The sequence below is a fragment of the Schwartzia succinivorans DSM 10502 genome, assembly GCF_900129225.1.
GTDB classification, from domain to species: Bacteria; Bacillota; Negativicutes; order Selenomonadales; family Selenomonadaceae; genus Schwartzia; species Schwartzia succinivorans.
The window spans coordinates 93,599-119,016 of the sequence record NZ_FQUG01000002.1; the positions used below are offsets into that span (position 1 = coordinate 93,599).

21 protein-coding genes are annotated in these 25,418 nt (G+C 48.5%); all 21 read left to right on the plus strand.

Annotated features, from left to right (window positions below; all coding sequences use genetic code 11):
- The first annotated feature begins 43 nt into the window (after positions 1–43).
- The gene (locus BUA83_RS00395; protein ID WP_072934215.1) at positions 44–4,360 is read left to right on the plus strand and encodes a translocation/assembly module TamB domain-containing protein; all 4,317 of its coding nucleotides are present in this window, start codon (positions 44–46) and stop codon (positions 4,358–4,360) included.
- Positions 4,361–4,374: 14 nt separating this feature from the next.
- Positions 4,375–5,016: a sigma-70 family RNA polymerase sigma factor gene (locus BUA83_RS00400; RefSeq protein WP_072934216.1), complete on the plus strand. Its 642-nt coding sequence runs from the start codon at positions 4,375–4,377 to the stop codon at positions 5,014–5,016.
- 150 nt (positions 5,017–5,166) lie between these two features.
- Complete coding sequence (locus BUA83_RS00405; protein ID WP_072934217.1) at positions 5,167–5,694, plus strand: hypothetical protein; 528 nt, start codon at positions 5,167–5,169, stop codon at positions 5,692–5,694.
- A 41-nt stretch (positions 5,695–5,735) separates the two neighbouring features.
- A complete protein-coding gene (locus BUA83_RS00410) occupies positions 5,736–7,979 on the plus strand; it encodes a BamA/OMP85 family outer membrane protein (RefSeq protein WP_234988177.1) in 2,244 nt (747 codons plus the stop codon).
- 2 nt (positions 7,980–7,981) lie between these two features.
- Positions 7,982–9,271 (plus strand): hypothetical protein, encoded by a 1,290-nt coding sequence (locus BUA83_RS00415; protein ID WP_072934218.1) that lies wholly within the window; start codon positions 7,982–7,984, stop codon positions 9,269–9,271.
- 111 nt (positions 9,272–9,382) lie between these two features.
- On the plus strand, positions 9,383–9,853 hold the full coding sequence (locus tag BUA83_RS00420; protein WP_072934665.1) for an OmpH/Skp family outer membrane protein: 471 nt from the start codon (positions 9,383–9,385) through the stop codon (positions 9,851–9,853).
- A 92-nt stretch (positions 9,854–9,945) separates the two neighbouring features.
- Positions 9,946–11,004, plus strand: a complete 1,059-nt coding sequence (locus BUA83_RS00425; RefSeq protein ID WP_072934219.1) for a hypothetical protein — start codon at positions 9,946–9,948, stop codon at positions 11,002–11,004.
- A gap of 19 nt (positions 11,005–11,023) precedes the next feature.
- Complete coding sequence (locus tag BUA83_RS00430; protein ID WP_072934220.1) at positions 11,024–11,467, plus strand: OmpH/Skp family outer membrane protein; 444 nt, start codon at positions 11,024–11,026, stop codon at positions 11,465–11,467.
- 32 nt (positions 11,468–11,499) lie between these two features.
- Positions 11,500–12,525: a UDP-3-O-(3-hydroxymyristoyl)glucosamine N-acyltransferase gene (gene lpxD, locus BUA83_RS00435; protein WP_072934221.1), complete on the plus strand. Its 1,026-nt coding sequence runs from the start codon at positions 11,500–11,502 to the stop codon at positions 12,523–12,525.
- A gap of 3 nt (positions 12,526–12,528) precedes the next feature.
- Positions 12,529–13,404, plus strand: a complete 876-nt coding sequence (locus BUA83_RS00440; RefSeq protein WP_072934222.1) for a lysophospholipid acyltransferase family protein — start codon at positions 12,529–12,531, stop codon at positions 13,402–13,404.
- Positions 13,405–13,518: 114 nt separating this feature from the next.
- Entirely contained in the window at positions 13,519–14,367 is an 849-nt protein-coding gene (lpxC, locus tag BUA83_RS00445) for a UDP-3-O-acyl-N-acetylglucosamine deacetylase (RefSeq protein ID WP_072934223.1), read from the plus strand.
- Positions 14,368–14,403: 36 nt separating this feature from the next.
- A complete protein-coding gene (gene fabZ / locus BUA83_RS00450) occupies positions 14,404–14,844 on the plus strand; it encodes a 3-hydroxyacyl-ACP dehydratase FabZ (protein ID WP_072934224.1) in 441 nt (146 codons plus the stop codon).
- Between the two features lie 189 nt (positions 14,845–15,033).
- A complete protein-coding gene (gene lpxA / locus BUA83_RS00455) occupies positions 15,034–15,855 on the plus strand; it encodes an acyl-ACP--UDP-N-acetylglucosamine O-acyltransferase (RefSeq protein WP_072934225.1) in 822 nt (273 codons plus the stop codon).
- Positions 15,856–15,884: 29 nt separating this feature from the next.
- Positions 15,885–16,691, plus strand: coding sequence for an LpxI family protein (locus BUA83_RS00460; RefSeq protein ID WP_072934226.1), 807 nt, complete (start codon positions 15,885–15,887; stop codon positions 16,689–16,691).
- Positions 16,692–16,875: 184 nt separating this feature from the next.
- Positions 16,876–18,042 carry a lipid-A-disaccharide synthase gene (gene lpxB / locus BUA83_RS00465; protein WP_072934227.1) on the plus strand — a complete coding sequence of 389 codons (1,167 nt, stop codon included), beginning with the start codon at positions 16,876–16,878 and terminating at the stop codon, positions 18,040–18,042.
- Positions 18,039–19,760: an ABC transporter ATP-binding protein gene (locus BUA83_RS00470; protein WP_072934228.1), complete on the plus strand. Its 1,722-nt coding sequence runs from the start codon at positions 18,039–18,041 to the stop codon at positions 19,758–19,760. Before lpxB ends, BUA83_RS00470 begins: the two co-directional genes overlap by 4 nt.
- Before the next feature lie 28 nt (positions 19,761–19,788).
- Entirely contained in the window at positions 19,789–22,290 is a 2,502-nt protein-coding gene (gene lpxK, locus BUA83_RS00475; protein WP_072934229.1) for a tetraacyldisaccharide 4'-kinase, read from the plus strand.
- A 12-nt stretch (positions 22,291–22,302) separates the two neighbouring features.
- On the plus strand, positions 22,303–23,034 hold the full coding sequence (kdsB, locus tag BUA83_RS00480; RefSeq protein WP_072934230.1) for a 3-deoxy-manno-octulosonate cytidylyltransferase: 732 nt from the start codon (positions 22,303–22,305) through the stop codon (positions 23,032–23,034).
- Between the two features lie 27 nt (positions 23,035–23,061).
- On the plus strand, positions 23,062–23,889 hold the full coding sequence (kdsA, locus tag BUA83_RS00485) for a 3-deoxy-8-phosphooctulonate synthase (RefSeq protein WP_072934231.1): 828 nt from the start codon (positions 23,062–23,064) through the stop codon (positions 23,887–23,889).
- 14 nt (positions 23,890–23,903) lie between these two features.
- On the plus strand, positions 23,904–24,878 hold the full coding sequence (locus BUA83_RS00490; RefSeq protein ID WP_072934232.1) for a KpsF/GutQ family sugar-phosphate isomerase: 975 nt from the start codon (positions 23,904–23,906) through the stop codon (positions 24,876–24,878).
- A complete protein-coding gene (locus tag BUA83_RS00495; protein WP_072934233.1) occupies positions 24,878–25,417 on the plus strand; it encodes a KdsC family phosphatase in 540 nt (179 codons plus the stop codon). Before BUA83_RS00490 ends, BUA83_RS00495 begins: the two co-directional genes overlap by 1 nt.
- Position 25,418: the final 1 nt, after the last annotated feature.

The window sequence follows — 25,418 nt, forward strand, 5'->3', positions numbered from 1 at the left end:
CGCTTCTTCAAAAGTTTACTAGAGAGTTGGGGAGTTGTTGTCGATGAATCGCAGATGGACCATTACAGCCGGTGCAGTTTTGGCCGCATGCTTTTTCGTCGCCGTATCCGTCTGGTACTATATCGGTACGCGTGAATTCATGGAAAATATGGGCAGCATGGTGTCTGAAAAGGCATCTGATGCTCTTGGAGTGCGCGCCGAAATCGGTACGGTACGGGTGGACTCTCTACATTCGTTGACAATACGTGACATATCCCTATGGGACAAAAAAGGTAAGGAAATCATTAAAGCTGAGTCGGCAACTGTCGGCTTCAGCTTTTTTGGCGTTCTTGGGGGAAATCCTGCCAAGGCCGTAAAGGATGTGGATATTCATAAGCTGTCTGCCGTTATTGAGAAACGCGGCGATGACACATGGAACTATCAGGACCTTATTTCTGACGACAGTGAAAAATCCGATTTTGCCGGCATCGTGCGGGTTGATAACGGAGAAATCGCGGTGCGTATGGATGGAAAGGAACTGCTCGCGGAGGGACTTCGCGGGGCTGTTGATTTTTCTGATACAGACGCGATGAAGCTGAGCGCCAGAGGCTTTATAAACGGGGCGAAGGTCTCTGCCGAGGGTACTTTGGGTGAAGAAATCCGCCTTTCCGTAGACGGTGAAAATGTAGATATCGGAGATTATCTTTCCTGGATTCCGGCCGGAACACTTCCGGAGTCTGTTGAAATAAAAAAAGGAAAAATTGATACTTTGTCAGCTGTTATACAACGCAAGAACGGAGAATATTCCGCGAATGGAAAGGTAAATGTCAGCGGCGGAGAAGTCAAGGTACTGGATACCGAGATAAAGGAAATCCGCGGACTTGCGGATATATCAGGGAAAACTGTCAATATTTTCCTGGGTGCTGTTGCAGAGGAGCAGCGGGCAGCGGTTCACGGGAAAATTATTTTCGGAGACGGTGAGCCGAGACTCAGCCTTGTGGCAGAATCCCAGGAGTTTGATCCAAGCCGTGTTCTGCCTGACTGCCCATATCATGGAGCTGTGGCTGTTGTAGCGAATATCAGCGGAACTCCTTCAAATCCTGCTGTTAAGGGTGAGCTTTCTGCCAAAAGCGGCGAGGTATACGGCTATACCTTCAGCAATGCGAAGGCTTATGCAGCGTATGAGGATGGGAGAATTGTTCTCCGCTCTCTCAAAACGGAGCTTTACGGGGGCAGGGCAGAGGCAGAGGGTGAATTTGACGCAAAAAGCTTTGGCTTTAATGGTCATGTCAAGCTGTATGATGTGAGCATGGAAGGCTTTGGTGATGTGCTACCGGGCGTTTCGGGAAAAGTCAGCGGCGACCTCGGGATAGCAGGAAGAGGAAACGATGCCAATATGCTGAGTGTATACGGAAGTGTATCGGCGAAGGATGCGGGGTATAAGGGTATTTCGATACCAAAGGCAGAGGCTTCCTTCTATTTTGCAGATAACAGTGTCATTATTGATTATGCCGATCTTATGCTTGAAAACGGCGGGGAGCTTGGTGTCGAGGGTACAATCAGGGATATGACCGAGCTTGACTTAAGCTATTACGCGCTGCACGTAGATCTTTCAATGCTCAGAAATTTGGAGCCTAACGCAAATATGACAGGCTTTGCGGATTTTGACGGAACAATCCGCGGTCCTGTGGAAAATCCGTTTGTAAAGGTGCGGTACGCTGCCATGGCAGGAAAGCTTTTTGAACAGCCGTACAGGTCATTGCACGGCTCGGCCAGCGGAAATCTCGACGGAATTTCCATTGACTCCTTCTCAATGGAAAATGACGGCAATGTCAACTGGCTTGTGGAAGGTACGATCGGCTTTACCGGCGCACGCCGTGTAAATCTTACAATAGACACGACGGGTGTGCGGATGGAGGATATCGCAGCTCTTGTAGCGCCTGATGTTCCTATCACCGGTAATGTCGATAACATCATAACCATTAAGGGTACTCTTGATGATCCTGAGATGACAGGCTACATTCACTTCTACCGCGGAAGCTACAACGGTTATCTGCTTTCCGGAATGGACGGAGATTATACGTTAAAGAACGGCGTGATGACGCTTCATGACTTCCATATTTTTTCACCGCTTGTGGATATGGATCTTAACGGTACAATCACACGTTCAACTCAGGCGCTTAATCTTAAGGTTGAGGCACATGATATCGACATGAAACGGTTTGAGCATCAGCTTCCTTATCCTGTTATGGGACATGGGAAGTTTGAGGGACTTATCGCAGGAACGCTTTCGTCGCCAACCTTCGATGGCAGGCTGACCGCCCCGGAGCTTTACTTCAACGGTGAGACTGTTACTAACGTAGTGGGCCAGGTCAGCATGCGAAACGGTCGTGTGGTGTGTGAACCTGTCCGCTTCGAGCAAAAGGGCGGACTCTACACTATGACGGCTTCGGCTGACCTTAAGACAGAGAGGCTCTCAGGCAGAATCGAGGTCAAGGGCGGCGACGTCAACGCGCTTATGACAATAGGCAACGTCAAAAACCAGGCGGTGCACGGCCACGTTGACGGAACTATTGATGTTTCCGGAACCTTCTCCAACCCTTCAGCAAACGCTTCGGTTTTCATGAAGGACGGAGATATCGGGGGCTATGAGGTCACAAATACGTATTTCAACGGAACTCTTTCAGACCGTGTCATTTCAATAGACAGGTTTGAGGGAGAGCAGGGAACAGGCCGGTTTGCCGCAAACGGAACCGTGGACCTGGACGGCGCTATGGAAGGAAGATTTTCTGCACAGAATATTGATGCAGGTATGATTCCTGCAGCCGCAGGCTCCGATTATAAGTTTAAGGGGCTTATGAACATCGAAGCTCAATTTGGCGGGACAGTAAATAATCCTTCTGCGGAAGCGTCTGTTGAGATTTCCAGCGGTGGTGTGGGAACCTCTGCTTTCGATACAATGACAGGACTCTTCAGGCTTCGCGGCCCTGTTATTGAGGTGCAGCAGTTTATCGTTCAGAAAACCCAGGGAGGAAAGCTGTACAAGGCAAGTGCCTACGGAATGATTCCTCTCAGAGCGGTTACCAGCAGCTTTGGCGAAAGTCTTGAGGAATATGATCAGATGAATCTGCAGCTGTCCCTGGATGACGGTGATCTCGGACTCCTTCCGGTCATATCGGATTCAGTAGACTGGGCTGTTGGAGAAACACAGGGAACGCTTTTGCTGGGAGGTTCGCTTGCGGAGCCGTCAATTGTTGGAACACTTGGATTGAAGGATGCTTCTGTCAAGCTTAAGAATCTTGATGTTCCGTTTACTGAGCTGAATCTTGGGATAAACTTTGCAGGAGATACCTTTACAATAAGCGAGGGACGCGGAAAACTTGGGAACGGAAGCTTCACGATGGAAGGATCAATGCGCATAGAAGGCCGTACTCCGGTTGGCTATGACATGAAGCTTCATGCAGATAAGCTTGATGTTCAGTGTCCTTTCTACCGCGGACCGTTTTCTTTTGATGCTGAACTCAATGAGGGAACATTCTTCGGAAGGATATTTCCGAAGCTTACATTAAAGGCAAAGGTGGATAACTGCACAATATCTGTTCCATCTATACCGGAAAGCGAAGGGGAGCTTCCTCCGATGCTGCTTGATGTAGGAATTGAGGTTGGGAAAAATACTCATTTCTACAGTTCTGCGCTGTATGACATGTGGCTGCAGGGAAATATTCACTATGGAGGAACAACCCGTCATCCGTCACCGTCGGGAATGATTTCGGTACGGCGCGGTACTGTTACGTATCTGCAGACGCTGTTCAGAATCCGTCATGGAGAGGCTTACTTTAACCAGGTGCACTCATTCCTGCCCAGTCTTTCCTTCCATGCGGATACACGGCTGAGCCGGACGAAGATATTCCTGGGCATTGAAGGACCTCTGGAAGGAATGGAGCTTAAGCTAACATCAAGTCCTGAGATGAGCCGTGAGGAAATCCTGAAGCTGCTGACTATGCGTGGCGCATACATGAAGGGGCAGGATACGTCAAAAGGCGAGTGGGCTGCACTTTTGGGCGCGGGCCTGCAGATGAGCTTCCTGGGCGATGTTCAGGAAACTGTGAGAGGCTTTTTGATGCTTGATGAGCTGGCGATTGTAAAAGATGATTTCAAAAAATCTAAAAAAGTTAGAGACAACGGTTCAACTGAAGGGTATAATGTAAAGTTAGGTAAATATATTACAGATAAGGTCATGCTGCAATACACTCAGGGAATCAATCAGAATGTGAGCAGATTCTTTGTGAGGTATGAATTCGATGATCGTCTGAGTGTGTTTGCCGGTACCCGTGAAAACAACGATAAGGTTGTCGGCTTTGAGGGCAGGTTCAGATTTTGACAGGGGGTGTTTTTTTGGAGCAGCTTGAGCAATATATCCATGAATTGAATAAAATCAAACTGCTCACCTCTGATAGAGAAGCTGAGCTATGGAAGGCTTTCAAAGAAAAGGGAGACACGGCTGCAAGGAAGGAGCTTATCCAATCTTACCAGCCGCTTGTCTTCAAACAGGCACTGCCGTACCGCTTCATGGACAATATAATGGATGTGCTGCAGGAGGGTACGGTGGGACTCATTGAGGCGGTGGAAAGCTATGAACCTTCGCGGGGAGTTGCATTCAGCCTTTTCGCGGTGCATCGCATCCGCGGGCGTATGCTCAATTTTTTGAAAAAAGAGGGCAGATCGGATCTCGCATGTATCGACGGTGCTGTAGATGATGACGGATTTTCATTGAAGGAACAGATTGCAGATCCCTGCGCATCAGTTTCTGAGATGGCAGAGTCCCACGAGCTGTCGGCACGTGTCAGAGAGGCCCTGCTGCGGCTTCCACAAAAAGAACGCATCGTTCTTGAGGAAGTATGCATAGGGTCAGCTGATGTGGGTACGGCCGCAGAGCAGCTTCAGGTGAGCGAATCGCACATATACCGGCTGCAGAAAACCGGAATAAGGCGTATCCGCGGGATGATGTCCCGATTCATGCAGCATTGGAAATCGTAAGGCAGAGGAAAATAGCCTTGCGGGGGCAATTTTGGGACAAAATTAAAGATAATATCGTGAAAACGGGTTTTTTGAAAGAATTTCCCGTGCAGAATGTGTCGGCTTTCTTTGGAATATACTATTGTAGTATGTTGTGAAGGAGGAAACGCTATGTCGGACAAACGCACTGATTTTAAGCAGCATGTGCGGGCGGCAAAGGAGTGGCTGGGCGAAGCCGAATCGTCTTTGGATAAGGAAGAGGATCTTCGCGGGGATTTGAATCTCATGCTGGCTCAGGCGGAGCTTCAGCGTGCTCATGAAACAAAGCACCTGACAGCACGTCAGCGTTTGATTAAACGTGTTGTTCCTGTTGCATGTGCGATGTTTGTGCTAGGCGTTGTCTGGCAGGTTTTTACGGTTATATATCCCAAGCCCATTACAGAGCCTGTTCCTGAAAGGCCGGCTGAGACTCAGGCAGTGAAGGAACTGCCTGCAAAAAAGATAATGCCGCTGGAAAAACAGGAAATTACGCTGCATGAAAGAGAAATAGATATCCCGGCTGCTGCGGAAGCACCGGCTGTTGAAGAGAGCTCGCCGGCTGAAGCAAGTGAACCGGTAAAGGAGCCGGCAGCGGCAATGCCGGACAGGGATATGCAAAAGCTTATGAATACCGCAGGTAAAAGTCTGCGGGCACAATGATAGATTGATAAGAAACAAATCATGTTTGGGAGGTTTCGTCTTTGACTAAGAAATCGTATCGGGCCTTGGCCTTATCAGTAGCACTTACGGCAAGCGTCACTGCGCTTCCGGCGCAGTATGTGTATGCTGCCGAGGAAGGAGAACCTGCAGCAGAGGGAGTATTCAATCCCTTGAATCTTCCTGATATATCAGCAGCACCTTCCGAGGTTATTCCATCGGATCAGGCCACGGCAGAGCAGACAACAGCGCCTGGAGTGGCAAGACCGGAGCTTACTCCCGAGGAGATTGCTGCCGCACGTGCAAAAGCAGAGGCTGAGGAAGCTGCTGCACAGGCGAAGGCTGCGGAAAATGCCGCTGCACAGGCTGATGCGAATGCTGCGGATAAACAGCTCAAGGAGACGGGAACACTTCCAACAGAGATACCGGCGGAAGTACCTGCTGAGGCTGCGGCAGAGAATGCGGATGTTTCTGCTGAGGCGGCTCCTGAGGAAGCACCGAAGGAAGCAGCTCCAGAAGCGGCAAAGCCTGCAGCTGCTGACAATGCAAATCAGACTGCTGCAGACCGCTGGGCAAAATCCCGTCCGGATGAAGACCGAATCGATCGTTGGCTCAGCTCCTTTGAAGGACAGACGATTGTTGATGTTGAATTCCAGGGTGCAAGTCCTGAAACCTTGAAGGATGCGAAAGCTGCTCTTTCGACACGCTCCGGAGACGTGTTCAAAAAAGACCGTATGGAAAATGACCGTGCCGCTATCTATGATACAGGCTGGTTCTATGATGTATTCCCGACCTTCCAGACTATTCCGGAAGGTGTCGTGATTACATATCATGTGCTTGAAAATCCGACGCTGGTTTCTTTTGAGCTTACGGGAAATAAAGCAGAGTCCACAGAGAAGCTTATGAAGCTCGTTACCGTTAAAGAGGGCAGAATGCTCAACACACGGGAGCTTCATGAGAATATTCAGGCAATCACAAATAAATATCATGATGACGGATATATTCTCGTCAAGCTCAGCAACCTTGATATTGACCGCGACGGTAAGCTCAAGATTGTCATAAACGAGGGTATACTTGAAGGATATACTGTCAAAGGAAATACCAAAACAAAGGATAAGGTCGTTATACGCGAGATGCGTCAGAAGCCGGGCGAAGCATTTAACGCAAAGCTGGCACGCCGCGGAATGCAGCGAGTATATAACCTCGGATTCTTCGAAGATGTCAATATGAAGCTTAATCCGGGTGTTGAGCCGAATGCTGTTGTGCTTGAGGTAGATGTAGTTGAAAAGCGTACAGGAAACTTCAGCGTCGGCGCAGGCTACAGCTCCAGAGACGGTTTTGTCGGAATGGTTGGTGTCGGTGATACTAACTTCCGCGGAATCGGCGACGCGTTTAACTTCCAGTTCGAGTTCAGCGGTGATAATACAGATGCCCACGGCTACAGCTTCATGTACCGCAAGCCATGGCTTGACCGCCGTGAGACGGCTGTAACATTCCGTATCTATAACAGAACATACGAGTACTACGATTATAATACAGACGGCGATAAGCTCGAGGAATATATGCGTAAATATTCCGGCGGAGAAATTACGCTGAGCCGCCCGATGAATGAATATCAGACCAATTACATCACCCTTAAAAACCGCAAGGACAGGTATATAAGCCATGAAGGCGGTCCATGGAACAGAAGCGGAGACGCATGGGCGCCGGATGCGAAGGGAAATATCGTTAACAGCAAGGAATGGCGTGACAAGAACTTTGGTCTTACCAGAAGTATTACGCTCATGCATGTAACGGATACGCGCGATAACGTATACTTCCCGATGACGGGTGATCGTCTGAGCTTCAGCGGTGAGTTTGGCGGTTTCGGCGGTGACTTTAATTTCCGTAAGTTCACGGTGGAGGAAAATCACTATATCAAAGCAGGTCATGCCCAGGTATTTGCACTGCGGGGAATGTATGGACGCGGCTTTGGTAATATAACGGAAGCAAATGAGTACCGTATCGGCGGTCAGACTACGCTTCGCGGTTATCGTGACGATCAGTTCCGTGGGAACAACATGTTCATTGGTTCTGTTGAATATCGTTTCCCGATTGTCAGCAAGGTACAGGGCGCGCTCTTTACCGACTTCGGTGCTGCATGGGACAGCGGCTGGTCTCCGAAGCATTTCCACGAAAGTATCGGTCTTGGCCTTTCGGTTCAGACGCCTGTCGGTCCTATTCGTGTGGATCTTGCTCATGGAAGTAAGGGCAACCGCGTTCACTTCAGCGTCGGCGGCAATTTCTGATTATGCTGCGGCGTGAGGTATTCTGCTGTCTTGCCGTTTTGCTTCTCACGGTGATGCTTGCTGCGGAAGCGCAGGCATCTGCTTTCGTGGAAACTGTAAAGGCTGATGTTGAATCCGGACAGAACCTTCCTCCGCTGATTGAGAGGCGTATGGAGACAACTGTTTCGGCAATCGGCGCACAGCTGTTGGAGGGGCGCCGTATTTCTGAGGCAGAGGCATCCAGGGCCAATGACGAAAAAGTCATACGTGAGGTTTTTGACAAGGTTCTTGTCGGATATTCTGTACAAAGTGTCCGGATTGAACCGGCGGAGGAAACGCATGTGTTTGTTTCGTTGATTCCGTGGGCAGATGTGATTCGGAAGGTCAATGTTGATATAACGGTTGAAGGGATGTCTCCTGCCGTTGAACCGCTCGTGCGGCGCGATCTGGCAGATGTAGGTCAGGTGTTTGAAGGGGGGCTTTCGGGACTTCCTGAGGCTGCCACGGACTGGACAAACGGTGTTTTGAAGCGCAGCCTTAACGAGTATCTTGATGAGCATCTTCCTGAGTTTCGCGGTGATTTTGAAATACTTTCCGGAGAAGAAACTTCAGTAAAGCTTATAGTATATCCTCGTCTTCCTGTTATCCGTACTGTTGACTTGAGTATGCGTTCGGATTCAATTCCGAACCTCACACTGCTCAATCACAGGGCGCACATGCAGGAGTCTGTGAATACACTTATCGGTGTGCCGGTGTCGTTTGTAAAACGTCACAGTGCTGAATTTGAAGCAATGTTTGCCAAGGATTTGGACAGTATGGATGACTTCCGGGCGCTTTCGATGCACACAGAAGTCAAGCTTTTGCGTATAAGTGAGGATTTGGCTGTTATGAGCCGCTCGAACACGAAGAAATATCTTATAAGGCTGGAAGGCTGGACGGATATATCACGCAGGGGCGACAAGGACGAACATACGGTATTCCGGTTGCACGTTGGCCGAAGGTTTACTCCTCAGGATGAGATTTTTCTCCAGACTGATTTCCTTCCGCACGTTGTCGAATGGAAGTGGGATGTCGGCTATGCGAGACACTTCACTCCATGGACCAGGGCTATTGTCCGCTATGACCTGAAAAAGGACAGATTCGTCCTTGGAGGAGAGCAGGCAATCTCTGACAGATGGATGCTCAGGTATGAATACCGATGGGCAGACCAGAAGGGGGAGGCCGCTGTACGCTATCGTATGCATGATTTCCTTAGTTTTGAATACGCTGTTGATAAGGATGACAACTGGCTGAGAGTCATAGGAAATTTCTGATGTTTTTCCTATATGATTCTTTCGGTCAGCCTATGGAAAAATCTGACAAACGGCGTTATAATAGTAATGTTTTTAAAGTATCATGATAAAAAAGAAAAGGAGTCTTCTCACATGATTAAACTTGAAAAGAAACAGATCAAAATCTTCAGCATTCTCATTGCAATTGTTTTCGTAGGAAGCGTTGTGGCTCTCGGTGTTTCCCAGATGGGCAGCATGACAGGCGTTGCTTCCGCGGCATCCTCTTCTGTGGGTGTGATTGATTACCGTCAGGCAATGAGCCAGTCTCCTGACCTCGCTGCTGCAGACCAGCAGATGCAGGCGGCTGTTGAGGAAGCAAAGAACGATTTCGAAACAAAATCCGCTAACATGGGTGATGAAGAAAAGGCTGCGTACTATCAGCAGACGCAGGAGCGCCTCGCACAGAAACAGCAGGATCTCATCGAGCCAATCCAGAAGAAAATTGACGAGGCTGTAAAAGCAGTTGCAGAAGCTAAAGGACTGCAGGTCGTTCTTGATAAGAACGCAGTTGTTTACGGCGGACAGGATATTACGCAGGATGTTGTTAAAAAGCTTGGCAAATAAGCAGTACATCTGAATAGGAATTTTTGTACCGAGCCTTTATTGTGCTCGGTACTTTATTAACTCGGCAAATTTGTGGATGAGGAGGGATTGCGATGGCTGATGAGAAAATGCCCAATGGCACCGGGAAAAAAATTCCCGGGTCTATACTCATCGGCGGCGCAGTTCTTCTGTGTATTCTGACAGCGGCAGCGTTTCTGTTTACGGGAAATAAACCCGTTGAAAGGCCTGCGGCAGCGGTATCGGACGCGGCAGGAATTATCGATGTAAAGAAGGCCATGCAGGCGCATAATGCTTATGGCCAGCTTTCAGCGCTCCGCGAGGAACGTGAGCGCATGGCTGTTGATCTGGCTGTTGCACAGCGTATGGTTATTAAGCTTTTGGCACCTAAAGCGGAAAAGGGTCCATTTGATGCGGCTGTACGTCAGAAGGTCAGGACGGAAGCCATTCATATGCACGGTGAGGTTGTTGAACGTCTTGATGCGGCAGAAAAGGCGGAACGTGAAGCTACACGCCCCATGCTTGAAGCCGCGAGGGATGAAATCAATGCCGAGTATTTCAATGAAATTTTCAATATTCAACTGAAGCTGGATAATGCAAAGGCGATGCGCCTTTCCGAGGAAACACTGCAGGAGCTGAAGAACCGTCTTCACGAGCTGCAGATGGAGCGCGGTCGCAGACAGATTGCACTTTGGAGAGCGTACGAGGAAAAAATCAAGCAGCACCGTGCTGAGCTTGCGGCACGGGAGGGCATACAGGAAGAGGATGCTTCCGCCCAGATGACTGAGCGCATGCGTGCCGCAGAGTCAGCGAAACAGAGTTCCGCTCAGGCACGTAATGTGGATGCGATGCAGAGGAATATGCTGGATGCATCTAAGCTTAGGGCACGAATTCAGGAAAAAATGCAGATGCTGAAGGCAAAGGATCAGGAAATTGCGGCGCTGGAGGCATACATGCTTAAGGAGATTGCAGGAAAAGCTGCAAAGCTTGCGGCCATTCATCATTTCTCCATAATTTATTCTTCGCCTGCGGTGGATGTTTCATCAATTTCCGCCGGATGGCTGCATAATGGCAAAGTCTTGAAAAAGAATGCCCGTGTTGTGGCCGGAAGCGCACAGGATATTACGGATGAACTCATCCGTGAATTACAATAACGAAAGAGGCTAACAGATTATGAGGTTTGGTAAAAAATCAGGATTGATAGCGGGGGCAGTGCTCCTGGCGTCTGTCCTTATGACCGGCTGCGGAGGAAATCAGGCGTCGGTCGGATATTTCAATGCAGAACGTATTGATAAAGAAAGTGAAGCACTCAAGGCTATCGAAGCAGAAGCAAATGAAAAGCTGGCAGAGGCACAGAAGGAAGCAATTGCACTTCAGGGAAAACGTGCTGAGATGTCCGATGAGGATTTCATGAAGGCACAGCAGGCGCAGATGCTTAAGATGCAGGCGCTTAACCAGAAGTATCAGATAGAAATTCAGCAGAAGGTGCAGCAGGCACTTGAGACTATCAGCAAGGAGAAAAAGCTGGACGCTGTTATGGCAAACAGTAATATGCAGAAGGCGGTTATTCTTGGTGGAGTAGATATAACTGATGATTTGATTCAGAAGTTGAAATGACTTGTAAGAATGATGTTTGAGGGGAAACCGATATGAAGATAACACTGGAGAAAATTGCAGCATTGGTCAAAGGAAGACTTGAAGGTGACGGTGCTGCTGTTATTGAAGGCGTAAATAATATTGACGCGGCCGGAGCAAAGGAGATTACCTTTGCAGACGAAAAACATTTTGAGGAAGCCTCCAAATGCGGTGCTGCCGCTGTAATTCTTCCTGAGGGCGAGGGCAAGGTTGGAAAGCCATCAATTTATGTTGCGGATGTTCGTGAGGCATTTGCTGTTCTTCTTAAGACGTTTACGCCGCCGCTGTCATTTGAAAAAGGTGTAAGCCCCGAGGCGCATATCGGAAAGGATGTAAGCATCGGAAAGGATGTCATCATCATGCCCTTTGCAGTGGTTGATGACCATGCGGTAATCGGAGATGGCGTAACACTTTATCCGCACACATATATCGGACAGTACGCGGAGGTTGGCGACGGCTCGCTTATTTACTCAAATGTTACTGTACGTGAGCATTGTCGTGTGGGAAAGCGTGTTATAATTCACAGCTCAACAGTCATCGGGTCAGACGGTTTCGGCTTTACGACAAAGGACGATGTTCATACAAAGGTTCCGCAGGTTGGCTGCGTCGTTGTGGAGGATGACGTGGAGATTGGCGCTCAGGTTGGAATAGACCGTGCTACTACAGGAGCAACGGTTATCGGACATGGCACGAAGATTGACAACCTTGTTCATATCGGGCATAACTGCCGGATTGGAGCAAACTGCCTCATTGTGGCGCAGGTAGGAATATCCGGATCTACGATTGTCGGTGATAATGTTACCTTTGGAGGACAGACGGGAACGGTCGGTCATATTCATATCGGAGGACATTCGGTATATGCCGCAAGAAGCGGTATCATCGGAGATATGCCGGAGGGTGTTTTCTGTTCAGGCTTCCCTGTACAGCCGCATCACGACTGGCTGCGTATGCAGGCAGCGCTTAAAAAGCTTCCTGATATGATGAAAAAAATGAAGGCGCTTGAGAAGAAGCTCGCGGCTTATGAAGAAGGAAAGAAATAAGCTATGCTGGCATATTATTTTGCAAAGGCAACGAGCTTTATCCTGTGTATTCTGCCTGCCGGATTTTGCGAATGGCTCGGAGTTACTCTTGGAAAGCTCACCTGGTGCTTTGTTCCAAGGAAACGCCGGCGCATGGCACGTGACAACGTTATGCGCTGCCTTGGGGTAGATGAAGCTGAAGCGGACCGCATTGCAAAGGCCAGCTGGGTGAGATTCGGCCCTATGCTTATGGAAGTAATGAGATTTCCGAAGATTTTGGAGCACATGGATGACTATGTGGAAATCGAGGGAATGGAGTATCTTCAGGAAGGTCTTTCTAAGGGAAAGGGAGCTGTAATCGCAACGTCACATTCAGGCAATTGGGAGCTGATGGGCGGCGCTCTTGCAAACGCGGGGATTTCCCTTGTAGGCGTGGCAATGCGTCAGAAGGAAGCCGGCTTTGATAAGTTTATCAATGAGTACAGACGCCTTGTGGGCATGCATATTACCTATAAGGATAATGTACGTGAAATGTTCGATATGCTGAAAAAGGGCTGGACAATTGGTCTTCTGATGGATCAGGACAGCAGCCTTCGGGATGGGATAATTTTTGACTGGTTCGGACAGCCGACGAATTTTGTTCAGGGACCTGCCGTGATGGGACGTTTTCAGGGTATTCCGGTTTTCCCGGGATATATAACACGGAAATCTGACGGTCATCACAAGATTATTATTTATCCGCCTATATTTGTCGACAAAACAAAGGACAAAGCCGGAGATATACGGAAGGCAATGATTGCGATAAGTGAAGTGCTTGAGGCACACATACGAAAATATCCTGAGGAATGGTTCTGGCTTCACGACCGATGGAAGTCCGTTCGGAATAAAGATAATCCATGATTGAGGGGCAGCCTTTGAGGGCTGCCTTTTTCTTTGAAAGTAGTGTAAAAGTAAAAAACTTGCGTATGAAAGAAATCTTCGTTAAAATAAATAATATGGGAAAATATGGACTTAATGCTTAGGCTTTTGGGAGGCTTTGTTTTGAAGCAGCAAACTATCGCAAAGGAAGCAGTCTATACAGGAGTAGGACTGCATTCGGGAAAAGAAGTTCACATGAGACTTCTTCCGGCGCCGGTGGATACCGGCATTGTTTTTGTGCGTACGGATATCGAATGGCAGCCGACTGTTCGTGCTGTAGCGTCAAATGTAACCGCAACTGTTCGTGCGACCACGATAGAGGAAAACGGAGTGAAGTTTTTCACTATCGAGCATCTGATGTCTTCGTTTCAGGCAGCACGCATTGATAACTGCCGCGTAGAGCTCGATGCGGAGGAACCTCCGGTTGCTGATGGGGCAGCACTTGTTTTTTTACAGCTTCTGGAATCGGCCGGAATAAAGGAGCAGGAGAAGGAACGTAAGGAGACTGTTATTGACCGTGTTTACCGTGTGGATGACGGAGACCGTTTTGTCATGGTTCTGCCTTACGATGGACTGCGCGTATCCTTTACATCGCTTAATCCGCATCCTTTGGTTGGCACACAGTACTGTGATGTCATTCTTGAGGGGGATGCGTACAGGAAAGAGATTGCGCCTGCGCGTACCATTGCGTATGAAAAGGAAATCGAGGCGCTGCGGCAGATGGGCCTTGGACTTGGCGGAACGCTTGAAAATGTCATTGTGTACAGCGACGAAAAATGGCTGAACACGCTGCGGTTTCCTGATGAGCTTGTTCGCCACAAGGTGCTTGACGTGTTGGGCGACCTTAGGCTGGCAGGACTTATCCGCGGACATGTAATCGCTGTTAAATCAGCACATGCCCTGAACACGCAGCTGGCAAAAAAAATATACGAGACACTGCGCTGAACTGAAAATAGCTTGGAACTGAAGAGGAGTGAAAGTATGGTACTCGATATTAAAGAAATACAGCAGATTTTACCGCACCGCGCACCAATGCTTCTGGTAGACCGTATCATTGAGATTGAGCCATTCGAGTCGGCAACCGGGATAAAAAATGTCACGGCTGACGAGCCCTTTTTTGCAGGGCATTTCCCGGGCAATCCGATAATGCCGGGAGTACTGCTGCTTGAGGCAATGGCACAGGTAGGCGGAATAGCGATGCTTTATCCGGAAGAGCACCGCGGAAAGATTGCGCTTTTTGGCGGTATGGAGAATGTGAAATTCAAGCGTCCCGTTGTTCCGGGAGATCAGCTAGTAATGAAGGCCAAGCTGCTGCATGTTGTGAAGTCAAGCTTTGGAAAGCTTCATGCTGAGGCTTTCGTGGACGATAAACTTGTGGCGCAGGCAGACTTCATTTTTGCTCTGAAGAAAAATGAAGATTAAAAGGAAAAGTATAGAAAATAGAGCATATTAAGTAGATTTTTGTCGTAAAATGGAGTTGTTTCTGTGGGATTGTGGAAAATGAGGTTATTTAGTCCGAAATCGTCTGCAAGAAATATCGTATCCAAGGGATTATATTTTACGTAAGGAAGAGTTTACTCATAAAGCAGGTTCGATGGAGGAGTGTAGGAAATGAGCGCGGAGAATGAAAATACAAACAAAATACATGAGACCGCGGTGATATATCCCGGAGCACAGCTAGGGAAAAATGTTGAGGTAGGTCCTTATGCGGTTATCGGCCCTAATGTTACAATCGGGGACGGTACGGTAGTTGGACCGCATGTTGTTATTACAGGCTGGACCAAAATAGGTAATGACTGTAAGTTTTATCAGTTTGCATCAGTCGGCGAGGAGCCGCAGGATTTGAAGTTTGTCGGTGAGAAAAGCTATGTCGTCATCGGAGACCGTACGAAGGTACGCGAGTGCGTAACGATACACCGTGCGACCGGCGAGGGCGAGGAAACCCGCATTGGCAACGACTGCCTGCTGATGGCTACGGTTCACATTGCGCATAACTGTGTGGTGGGAAACAATGTTATTATGTCGAATGCAGCCATGATTGCAGGACATGTTCAGGTTGAGGACCGGGTAGTTATCGGCGGAATGACAGGTGTCCATCAGTTCGTAAAAATCGGACGTAATGCCATGGTCGGCGGAATGAGCCGCCTGACGCAGGACGTAGTTCCGTATACGATTGTAAACGGTGCCCCTGCGCGTGCTATTGGCTTAAACAGCGTAGGAATTTCACGTGCGGGAATTTCTTCGGATTCGCGCCGGCGTCTTAAACAGGCGTATAAGATTTTATACCGCTCAGGGTACAATGTATCCAAAGCTATTGAAATTATTGAGCAGGAGGTAGATTCCTGCCTGGAGGTTGACCATTTCCTCCGTTTCCTGAGGAACGCGGACCGTGGTATCTGCCGCGGAGGCCGAAGCGATTCGGATAATGCCTGAGAGGAAAAAACCATATACTGGAGGATACGATGGAAAAAATCGGTCTTTTGGCAGGTGTAGGTCATCTGCCGGTGGAGTGCGCGCAAGCCGCGTCAAAACTCGGGTATGAGGTCTATGCAGTTGCGCTCCTTTCCGAAGTCGATAAGACATTGAAGGATTGTGTTGCCGGCTATGCTGATATTAATGTCGCAAAGGTCGGAAAGATCATAGATTTTCTGAAGGAAAATGACGTTCATAAGGTTACTATGATAGGTAAGGTCACAAAGGAGCTTTTAATGAGCGGAAATTATGCGCTGCCTGATTTTCGCACAGTGAAGCTTCTGTGGTCGCTGCCGGATCACAAGGATGACACTATAATGCTTACCTTTGTTGAGGAGCTTGCGAAGGAAGGAATTGAGGTCTGTGACCAGACACTTCTGATTCGTCCGCTGATGCCTGAAAAGGGAACGCTTACGAAGCGCGAGCCGACGGAGGCCGAGCTCAAGGATATGGAGTTCGGATTCCGTATGGCAAAGGAAATCGGCCGGCTTGATGTTGGGCAGACTGCGGTGGTCAAGGATTTGGCGGTTATGGCGCTGGAGGCAATTGAAGGAACCGATGCCTGCATAGACAGAGGAGGAAAGCTTTCACGCGGCGGAGCTGTCGTGGTGAAGGTTGCTAAGCCTGAGCAGGACCTGAGATTTGATGTTCCGGCGGTTGGTGTCACGACTATTGAACACATGGCTGCGGTGGGAGCAAAGGCACTGGCTATAGAGGCCGGACATACGCTTTTGGTTGACCGCGAGGAAGTTATTGCTCTGGCGGAGAAGAACAAGATAACTATTGTTGCCATGTAGTCCGTAGAAAGAACAGATGCGCGGCGGATACTACGAAAAGTATCTGCCGCTTTTTTGTTTGCTGTGCGGTACTGAGATTTTGCCCGACAGTCCATAGCAAAAATTTTGATTAATGGTGTTATGTGTGAGTTATGATATACTATTATGTATATTGTTTTGACTTTTGCCGAAAGGAGGCGGACGTATGAAGATTATGCTTTCTGCCGGAGAAGTGTCCGGAGACCTGCACGGTGCAAGTATAGCTGCTGCGATACATGAACTTTCCCCCGAAACTGAGCTTATCGGGTTTGGAGGGAAACAAATGCAGGCGGCAGGTGTCCGCCTCAATGCCGACATGGCTGATTACAGTGTTATGGGGGTTTGGGAGGTAATCTTAAATCTCCGCCGCATTATGCGGCTGTTAAATCATCTGACAAATGTGATGAAGGAGGAACGTCCGGATCTTTTGGTGCTTATAGATTATCCGGATTTTAACTGGAGACTTGCAAAACGGGCGAAGGAATTAGGTATCCCTGTTTTTTCCTATATTCCTCCATCAGCGTGGGCATGGAGAAAGGGGCGCGCAAAAAGCTGCGCTGCTCTTGCCGATGAATTTGCGGCCATTTTCCCTTTTGAAACAAAGGTCTATGAGGATGCTGGAGCAAACATAAGCTTTGTAGGAAACCCCCTTGTGGATAAGGTGCGCCCTTCAATGAGTGATGAAGAGGCAAAGGCATATTTCGGGATAAAGGCTGATGAATATCCCGTTCTTTTGATGCCGGGAAGCCGCCGACAGGAAATAGAGCTTTTATTTCCTGCTATGCTTGAAGCTGCCAAACGCATTAAGGAAGTAAAGAAGGACACAGTCTTTTATCTTCCTGTCGCACAGAGCATGGCGCAGGAAGATATGGAAAAAATGGCAGAGAAGGCTGGTGTCGATATCCGTTTTACCCATGACCATACCTATGACCTCATGGCGCAGGCGGAATTTTCCCTTGCAACCTCCGGCACGGTTGTTTTGGAGGCAGCACTTATGGGGCTTCCATGTATAGTTTTGTATCGGCTTTCACCGGTATCGTATTTTTTCGGAAAGCTCCTTGTTCATGTGAGGTTTTTCAGCTTGCCGAATATTTTATTGGGCGAAGAAATCCAGCCGGAGCTTTTGCAGGATGAAGTGAATCCTGAAAGAATTTTGAAGGAAGCACGCCGCTTTTGGGAGGAGTCATCCTACGCTGAAGGTGTGCGAAAAAAACTGCGTGAGGCATGTGACCGCCTGGGTCCGCCCAATGCTGCAAAACGCGTTGCAGAGCGAATCCTGGCTGCGGCTGTGAGGCTTGGCGCAGATAAGCAGACTTTCGGAGGATCTGTATGAAAAATTACACAAGATTGTTAAAATATATACTTCCATACAAGAGAAGGCTTTTTGAGGCCATCGTATGCATTATAATCGCGGCGGGCGCGAATTTGTATCTGCCATGGATTATAAAGGACATGATTGATAAGGTTCTCGCCGAGAAGGATATGCTTATGCTGAATGTGATAGCAGCGGGAATTGTTATTACGTTCCTTATACGCGGAATTTTTTACTATGGGCAAAGTTACCTCGTGTCTTTTGTCGGGGAACGTGTTATCATAGATGTCAGGGAAATTTTGTTTAAAAAATTTCAGCGTCTTCCGCTTTCGTATTTTGACCGTCATCAGACAGGCGAAATAATGAGCTACATTACAAATGATGTTGCGGCGCTTCAGAACGCACTTGTGGACAGACTCATTGAATTGGTCACGGAGAGCTCGATTTTCGTAGGCTCTCTTGTTATGATGTTTCTGCTTGACTGGCAGCTCAGTCTTTTGACGTTGATTACCGTGCCGCTGGTAGGCGAGGCTATGAAAATTTTCGGTCGTAAGATGAAATCCTCCGGTGCAGTTATACAGGAGCGGCTGGCAGATATTACGGCACTTATGCAGGAGAGTATCTCCGCAGTACGCGTGGTAAAGTCTTTTGTGCGTGAGGATTTTGAAATTCAGCGCTTTACAAGGGAAAATGACCTGAATTTCCGCGCTCAGATGAAGAGCGTGCAGATTCAGAGCCTTTTGACGCCGACGGTTGAGTTCCTCGCGGCTCTGGCGGTTACTGTTATCGTGTGGTTCGGCGGCTATGAGGTAGTCAATGGAAATATAACGGCAGGCGCGCTGGTTGCATTTTTGACTTATGCTGTAAACCTTGCAAATCCGGTTAAGAGAATCAGCCGTGTTTACGGTACCATTCAGAAGGCTATGGCAGGCGCGGAGCGTGTCTTTGGTATAATGGACATGCCTGAGGCGATTGCTGACAAGCCGGAGGCAAAGGCTATGCCTGCGGTTAAGGGTTATGTTGAATTTGATGATGTGACATTTGGCTATAAGGACGATATCCCGGCACTTGAGCATATCAGCTTTAAGGCAGAGCCCGGGCAGATGATTGCCTTTGTAGGACCCAGCGGAGCCGGCAAGTCAACGATAGCAAATCTTATTCCGCGCTTTTATGACGTCAATGGGGGAGCTATACGTATTGACGGGCAGGATGTGCGGGATGTGACTATGTCATCCCTTCGCGAGCAGATTGGTATTGTTCCGCAGGAAACGATGCTGTTTTCAACGACGGTTCGCGAAAATATCCGTTACGGACGATTGGACGCTACCGATGAGGAGCTTGTCCAGGCTGCCAAGGATGCGAACGCCCACGAGTTCATTATGCAGCTTCCGGAGGGCTATGATACGAAAATAGGCGAGAGGGGCCTTAATCTTTCCGGAGGACAGCGTCAGCGTATTGCTATCGCGCGTGCAATATTAAAAAATCCACAGCTGCTTATTCTTGATGAGGCTACATCAGCACTGGATACGGAAAGCGAGAAGATTGTTCAGGCAGCTCTTGACCGTCTGATGGTGGGACGTACATCCTTCGTTATCGCCCATCGTCTTTCGACTATATTCAATGCTGACCAGATTTACGTCATTGAAAAAGGACATATCAGGGAGCATGGGACACATGAAGAGCTTCTTGCTCTCGGAGGTCTCTACAGCAGTCTGTATAATATTCAGTTCAGCAAATAAATTTTAAGCATATAACAGGGGAAAAAACATGCAGTTACTATATAATATCGCCGCCATAATCGTGGTGCTGCTCATTATTCCGGTATTCGCGGTCAGGGCAATACGTGAGCGCGGATTCGTTGAGCGTATCCGTCAGTCTCTGGGTTTTGTTCCGGAGGAGGAGCTTGCGAAGGTAGCGAAGAAAAACTGTATATGGGTTCATGCGGCATCGGTGGGTGAGGTCGTTGCGGCAAGTCCGCTTATCAAGGAATTTCGTAAGGAATTTCCCAAAAGTCCGATTCTTGTTTCTGTTGTAACAACCAGCGGCTATGAAATGGCTAACCGCATTATAAAGGATGCGGACAGTATTATATATTTCCCGCTGGATCTGCCTCTTCTGGCTGCGCATATGGTCCGTATGATTACTCCACGTGTCTTTATGCCCGTAGAGACAGAACTTTGGCCGAATTTCCTCCGTGCGTGCCGTACCATGAACATCCCCGTCATGATGGTCAACGGACGAATAAGCGATAAGAGCGTAAAGCGATATCATCATCTGCACAGTCTTCTTGACGACATGATAGGCACTGTTACGAAGTTTGCCATGCAGTCGCCTATTGATGCAGAGTATATCATACGTCTGGGTGCGAATCCGAATCTTGTCGTAGTAACAGGAAATACGAAGTTTGACCAGACCTATACCGATGTCAGCACAAAGGAAAAGCAGCGGCTGATTGACGAAATGGGAATTCAGAATAATGACGGCATTTTCCTTGCAGGAAGTACACACCGGGGCGAGGAAGAACCGGTGCTTCAAGCCTTTAAGGAGGTTCGTAAGGAAAAGCCGAACGCTAAGCTGGTTATTGCTCCGCGTGAGCTGCTCAGGGTACGTGAGGTTATTGCAATCTGTCATAGTGCCGGTTTTAAGACGGCAAGGCGTACTGAGCTTTTGGAGCATCCCTCCGAAGGACACGATATTGTAATCCTTGACACCATAGGAGAGCTTGGACAGGTATACAGCGTCGGTGACGTTATTTATGTAGGCGGAAGCCTGATTGCCCACGGCGGCCATAATATCCTGGAGCCTGCGGCTCACGGAAAAGCCATCATTGTTGGCTTTAACATGTTCAATTTCAAGGAAACCCATGCGCTTTTCACAAAGCGAAGCGCGGTAATCACGGTACAGAACTCTGCCGAGCTTACCCAAGAGGTTGTGCGCCTTTTCAGCGATGATGAGGAACGCCACCGCATGGAAAGTGAAACACTCGCTATCTGCAGCGAAAATAAGGGCGCGGCACGCCGCTCCGCGATTCTTCTCCATGAAATGCTGGAGCAGGTGGAGGAGCGCCGTCTTGCGAGCGGATATATCAAATCTACAAACAAGGTTGAAAACTTCCAGACGTATTTCTACCATTTGATTCACAGCCGCAAGAGCCACGGGCTTCTGGTGCAGATGTTTATAGCTGTACTCTATATTTTCTCGCTTATATACGGCGGTCTTGTAAATCTGAAGCTTGCCGGATATAAATTCGGCGTTTTCAGCCGCAAAAAGCTTGGATGCTATGTAATCAGTCTTGGTAACATAACTGTCGGTGGTACAGGAAAGACGCCGACTGCCCAGCTTCTTGCAAGGGAAATCCGTAATCTTGGATACCGCGTTGTCATACTTAACAGAGGCTACCGTGCAAAATGGCGCGGCGAGGTCGGCGTGGTTTCCGACGGAAAGACTCTTCACATGACAGCGGCGGAGGCAGGCGATGAGGCGTACATGCTTGCGAAGCACCTGCCGGATGTTCCGGTGCTTATCGGACCCGAGCGCTATCAGACAGGTACATACGCCATAGAGCATTTCGGTGCTGAGGTGGCAATTCTCGACGACGGATATCAGCACTGGCAGCTGGACCGTGACATGGATATCGTACTTATCGATGCAGTGAATGTTTTCGGAAACGGATATATGCTCCCACGAGGAACGCTGCGCGAACCTATATCCCATATCGACCGCGCGGACATCTGCCTTCTTACAAAGGTTGACCAGGCGTCCGAGACTTCAAGGCAGTATATCCATACGGTCATTGAAGAGGAGAACGAGCATGCCCTTGTTGTGGAGTCAGTCCACCGTCCGAGAGGCTTTATTGAACTGGCTGACTGGCACGCAAATATCGCAAGCGAAGGAATAGATGTCAATCAGATGAAGGGCAAGCGTGTTATGGCTGTGTCTGCTATCGGAAATCCGGCTTCCTTTGAGCAGACATTGGCAAATCTCGGCGCCGTTGTCGTTGAGAGCCTTCGTTTCCCTGACCATCATGATTATACGGAGCAGGAGATGCTTGATGCCGCAAATCTCGCTGTTCAGATGGATGCTGAGGCTGTCGTAATAACAGAAAAGGATGCCGTCAAGGTTCCTATTCTGACACGCGACACGATAGTCGGAAAGCTTGGACATATGGTTCCTATTTATGTTGTCAGCGTCGAGGTAACCTTCAGGGATGATGCGGACCGTATTTTGGGCTGTATTCATAAGGACTTGAAGGAAAAGCTTGGTAAATAAGGAGATTTTTACATGAAGACACTTTGCGTTATTCCGGCGCGGTACGCATCTACGCGTCTGCCGGGAAAACCGCTTAAGGATATTGCAGGAAAGCCTATGATATGCAGGGTATATGACCGTGCGGCGCAGGCAAAGAAAATAACTGAGGTTGTCGTTGCTACAGATGATGAAAGAATAATTGAGGCGGTCGAAAAAAACGGCGGCAAAGCAATGATGACGTCAAAAAATCATCCTACAGGCACAGACCGTCTTGCAGAGGTTGCGGCTGCATATACCGATGTTGACCTCATTATCAATGTTCAGGGAGATGAGCCCCTTATTGAGCCTTCTCTCATTGATGAACTGGCAGAGGCATTTGAGGAAGACCGTGAGCTTCTTATGGCGACGGTAATGACTCCAATGACGGATGAGGAAGAACAGAAAAATCCAAACAATGTTAAGGTTGTAACGGACAAAAACGGGTATGCGCTCTATTTTTCCCGTTCCCTTATGCCTTATCCGAGAGTAGAAGGAAAGGCACCTGTGCATAAGCATATCGGAATTTATGCGTACAAGAGGGATTTTTTGCTGCAGTACGCAAAGCTTGCCCCGACACCTTTAGAGCAGGCTGAGTCGCTGGAGCAGCTGAGAGCACTTGAAAACGGATACCGCATCCGTGTGATAGCGACCAACGCGAAATTTGTCGGAGTCGATACGGCAGAAGATCTCGCGAAGGTTAATGAGATATACAGAAATATGAACTGAGTGATGATAAAAGAAAGGTTGTGCATCATGAATACAGTAAAAATCGGAAATTTTGAGATGGGAGCAGGAAACCCTTTGGTGCTCATGGCAGGTCCGTGCGTTCTGGAGGATTATGAGCGCTGTCTCTTTATTGGACGTACTATACGCGATATTACAAGCCGTCTTGGTATTCCATATATCTTCAAGGCATCCTTTGATAAGGCAAACCGCTCATCCTTCCATGGATTTCGCGGCCCCGGTCTTGAGAAGGGGCTGGAAATGCTTGCAAATATCAAAAAGGAGCTCGGGGTACCTGTCGTGACTGATATCCATACGGAGCTTCAGCCGGAGCCTGTTTCAAAGGTCGTGGATGTCCTTCAGATTCCGGCATTTCTCTGCCGTCAGACTGATCTTTTGAATGCTGCTGCAAAAACAGGGGCAGTCGTAAACGTTAAAAAGGGACAGTTCATGGCGCCTAAGGATATGCGGAATGTTGTTGACAAGATTCTTGAGGGCGGCAATTCGAATATCATACTGACGGAGCGCGGAGCTTCCTTTGGTTATAATAATCTTGTGGTTGATATGAGAAGCTTCCCGATAATGCGTTCCTTCGGTTATCCTGTTGTGTTTGACGCTACACACAGCGTTCAGCTTCCGGGAGGAAGCGGTACAAGCTCCGGCGGAAACCGTGAACTGGCGGAGTATCTTGCACGTGCAGCAGTAGGTGCAGGCGTTGACGGACTTTTCATGGAGGTTCACGATAATCCTGAGGAAGCACTCTGTGACGGTCCGAACAGTATTTATCTCGATAAGCTGGAGGATATCCTGAAGGACTGCCTGTCGATTTATAATATCGTACGCAAGAAACTTTACTGAGGAAGGTCCTGAGCATGAGTTTAATCAAGGAAAAAGCAGTTGATACGCTGAAAATTGAAATTGATGCGGTAACTAAGCTCATTGACCGCATTGATGATGAGTTCGAGGATGCGGTAAATGGTATACTGGAATGCAAAGCCCGCCTTATCGTTACAGGAATAGGGAAATCCGGTCATGTGGGGCAGAAGGTTGCTGCAACGCTGGCAAGTACCGGAACACCTTCTTTCTTTATGCACCCTGCGGAGGCTTTTCACGGTGATTTGGGTATGGTCACGGCTAACGATATAGTGCTGGCTATTTCAAACAGCGGTGAAACAAACGAGGTTGTCAATATTCTGCCTATTATCCGCAGAATAGGTGCCAAGATAATAGCTCTCTGCGGACGCCGTGATTCTACACTTGGAAAAAATGCTGACTGGTTTATAGATGCAGGAGTCGATCGCGAAGCATGTCCTTTGGGACTTGCTCCGACGGCCAGCACAACGGCAGCCCTTGCAATGGGCGACGCTCTTGCAATGGCGCTTCTTTCTGCAAGAAATTTCACGGCACAGGATTTTGCGGTATTTCATCCTGGCGGATCTCTTGGGAGGAAACTTTTGCTGACGGTGGAAAATGTCATGCATTCCGGAGACGAGAATCCTGTTATCGGTGTAGAAAAGACGGCAAAGGAAGCGCTCTTTGTCATGACGGCAAAGGGAGTAGGCGCAACATCCGTAGTATCTTCGGACGGTACATTTATCGGGCTTGTTACGGACGGAGATATCCGCCGCTGTCTTGCACAGGGAAGCGAGTTCTTGAACGAGCCGGTTGATAATTTTATGACAAAGAATCCGATTACTATAACAAAGGATAAGCTGGCGGCTTCGGCGCTCAGCATTATGGAGAAGCATAAGCCACGGCCGATAACTGTTCTGCCGGTAGTCGATGATAAAAAACATCCGATAGGGATAGTACATCTTACAGACCTTTTACGTCAGGGAGTCGTATGATGGAAGAAGCAAGAGATGCAGACGTCCTCGGGCGTGCAAAGAAAATTAAAATGATTATTCTCGATGTGGACGGAGTCCTTACTGATGGAGGCGTTCATATCGGTGAAGAGGGAGAACTCTTTAAGACCTTCAACATCAAGGACGGCATGGGAATCGCTCTTTGGCAGAGGGCCGGTTTTAGGACGGCAATCATTACGGGGCGCAGGTCCAAGATGCTGGAAAAAAGGGCTGAGGAGCTTCATATCACGGAGTTCAGACAGGGATGCCTGGATAAGCGTGATGCCTATAAGGAGATTAAGGAGAAGTATTCTTTGAAGGATGAGGAAATCGCCTACATCGGTGATGACCTTATTGATCTTCCTGTTATGATACAGGTTGGCTTTGCAGCTGCTCCTGCGGACGCGGTCAGTGATGTGCGCGAACGCGCTCACTTTGTCACTGAAGCATACGGAGGGCGCGGAGCTGTTCGGGAGGTTTTGGAATTTATTCTCAAATCTCAGAACCTGTGGAAGGATATAGTAAACACTTTTTTGAGTTAAG

What these genes read in the sequence shown, in the direction of transcription:
- BUA83_RS00395 (WP_072934215.1), top strand. Translation starts at nt 44, where the DNA reads ATGAATCGCAGATGGACCATTACAGCCGGTGCAGTTTTGGCCGCATGC.
- BUA83_RS00405 (WP_072934217.1), top strand. Translation starts at nt 5,167, where the DNA reads ATGTCGGACAAACGCACTGATTTTAAGCAGCATGTGCGGGCGGCAAAG.
- BUA83_RS00415 (WP_072934218.1), top strand. Translation starts at nt 7,982, where the DNA reads ATGCTGCGGCGTGAGGTATTCTGCTGTCTTGCCGTTTTGCTTCTCACG.
- BUA83_RS00420 (WP_072934665.1), top strand. Translation starts at nt 9,383, where the DNA reads ATGATTAAACTTGAAAAGAAACAGATCAAAATCTTCAGCATTCTCATT.
- BUA83_RS00425 (WP_072934219.1), top strand. Translation starts at nt 9,946, where the DNA reads ATGGCTGATGAGAAAATGCCCAATGGCACCGGGAAAAAAATTCCCGGG.
- BUA83_RS00430 (WP_072934220.1), top strand. Translation starts at nt 11,024, where the DNA reads ATGAGGTTTGGTAAAAAATCAGGATTGATAGCGGGGGCAGTGCTCCTG.
- lpxD (WP_072934221.1), top strand. Translation starts at nt 11,500, where the DNA reads ATGAAGATAACACTGGAGAAAATTGCAGCATTGGTCAAAGGAAGACTT.
- BUA83_RS00440 (WP_072934222.1), top strand. Translation starts at nt 12,529, where the DNA reads ATGCTGGCATATTATTTTGCAAAGGCAACGAGCTTTATCCTGTGTATT.
- lpxC (WP_072934223.1), top strand. Translation starts at nt 13,519, where the DNA reads ATGCTTAGGCTTTTGGGAGGCTTTGTTTTGAAGCAGCAAACTATCGCA.
- fabZ (WP_072934224.1), top strand. Translation starts at nt 14,404, where the DNA reads ATGGTACTCGATATTAAAGAAATACAGCAGATTTTACCGCACCGCGCA.
- lpxA (WP_072934225.1), top strand. Translation starts at nt 15,034, where the DNA reads ATGAGCGCGGAGAATGAAAATACAAACAAAATACATGAGACCGCGGTG.
- BUA83_RS00460 (WP_072934226.1), top strand. Translation starts at nt 15,885, where the DNA reads ATGGAAAAAATCGGTCTTTTGGCAGGTGTAGGTCATCTGCCGGTGGAG.
- lpxB (WP_072934227.1), top strand. Translation starts at nt 16,876, where the DNA reads ATGAAGATTATGCTTTCTGCCGGAGAAGTGTCCGGAGACCTGCACGGT.
- BUA83_RS00470 (WP_072934228.1), top strand. Translation starts at nt 18,039, where the DNA reads ATGAAAAATTACACAAGATTGTTAAAATATATACTTCCATACAAGAGA.
- lpxK (WP_072934229.1), top strand. Translation starts at nt 19,789, where the DNA reads ATGCAGTTACTATATAATATCGCCGCCATAATCGTGGTGCTGCTCATT.
- kdsB (WP_072934230.1), top strand. Translation starts at nt 22,303, where the DNA reads ATGAAGACACTTTGCGTTATTCCGGCGCGGTACGCATCTACGCGTCTG.
- kdsA (WP_072934231.1), top strand. Translation starts at nt 23,062, where the DNA reads ATGAATACAGTAAAAATCGGAAATTTTGAGATGGGAGCAGGAAACCCT.
- BUA83_RS00490 (WP_072934232.1), top strand. Translation starts at nt 23,904, where the DNA reads ATGAGTTTAATCAAGGAAAAAGCAGTTGATACGCTGAAAATTGAAATT.
- BUA83_RS00495 (WP_072934233.1), top strand. Translation starts at nt 24,878, where the DNA reads ATGGAAGAAGCAAGAGATGCAGACGTCCTCGGGCGTGCAAAGAAAATT.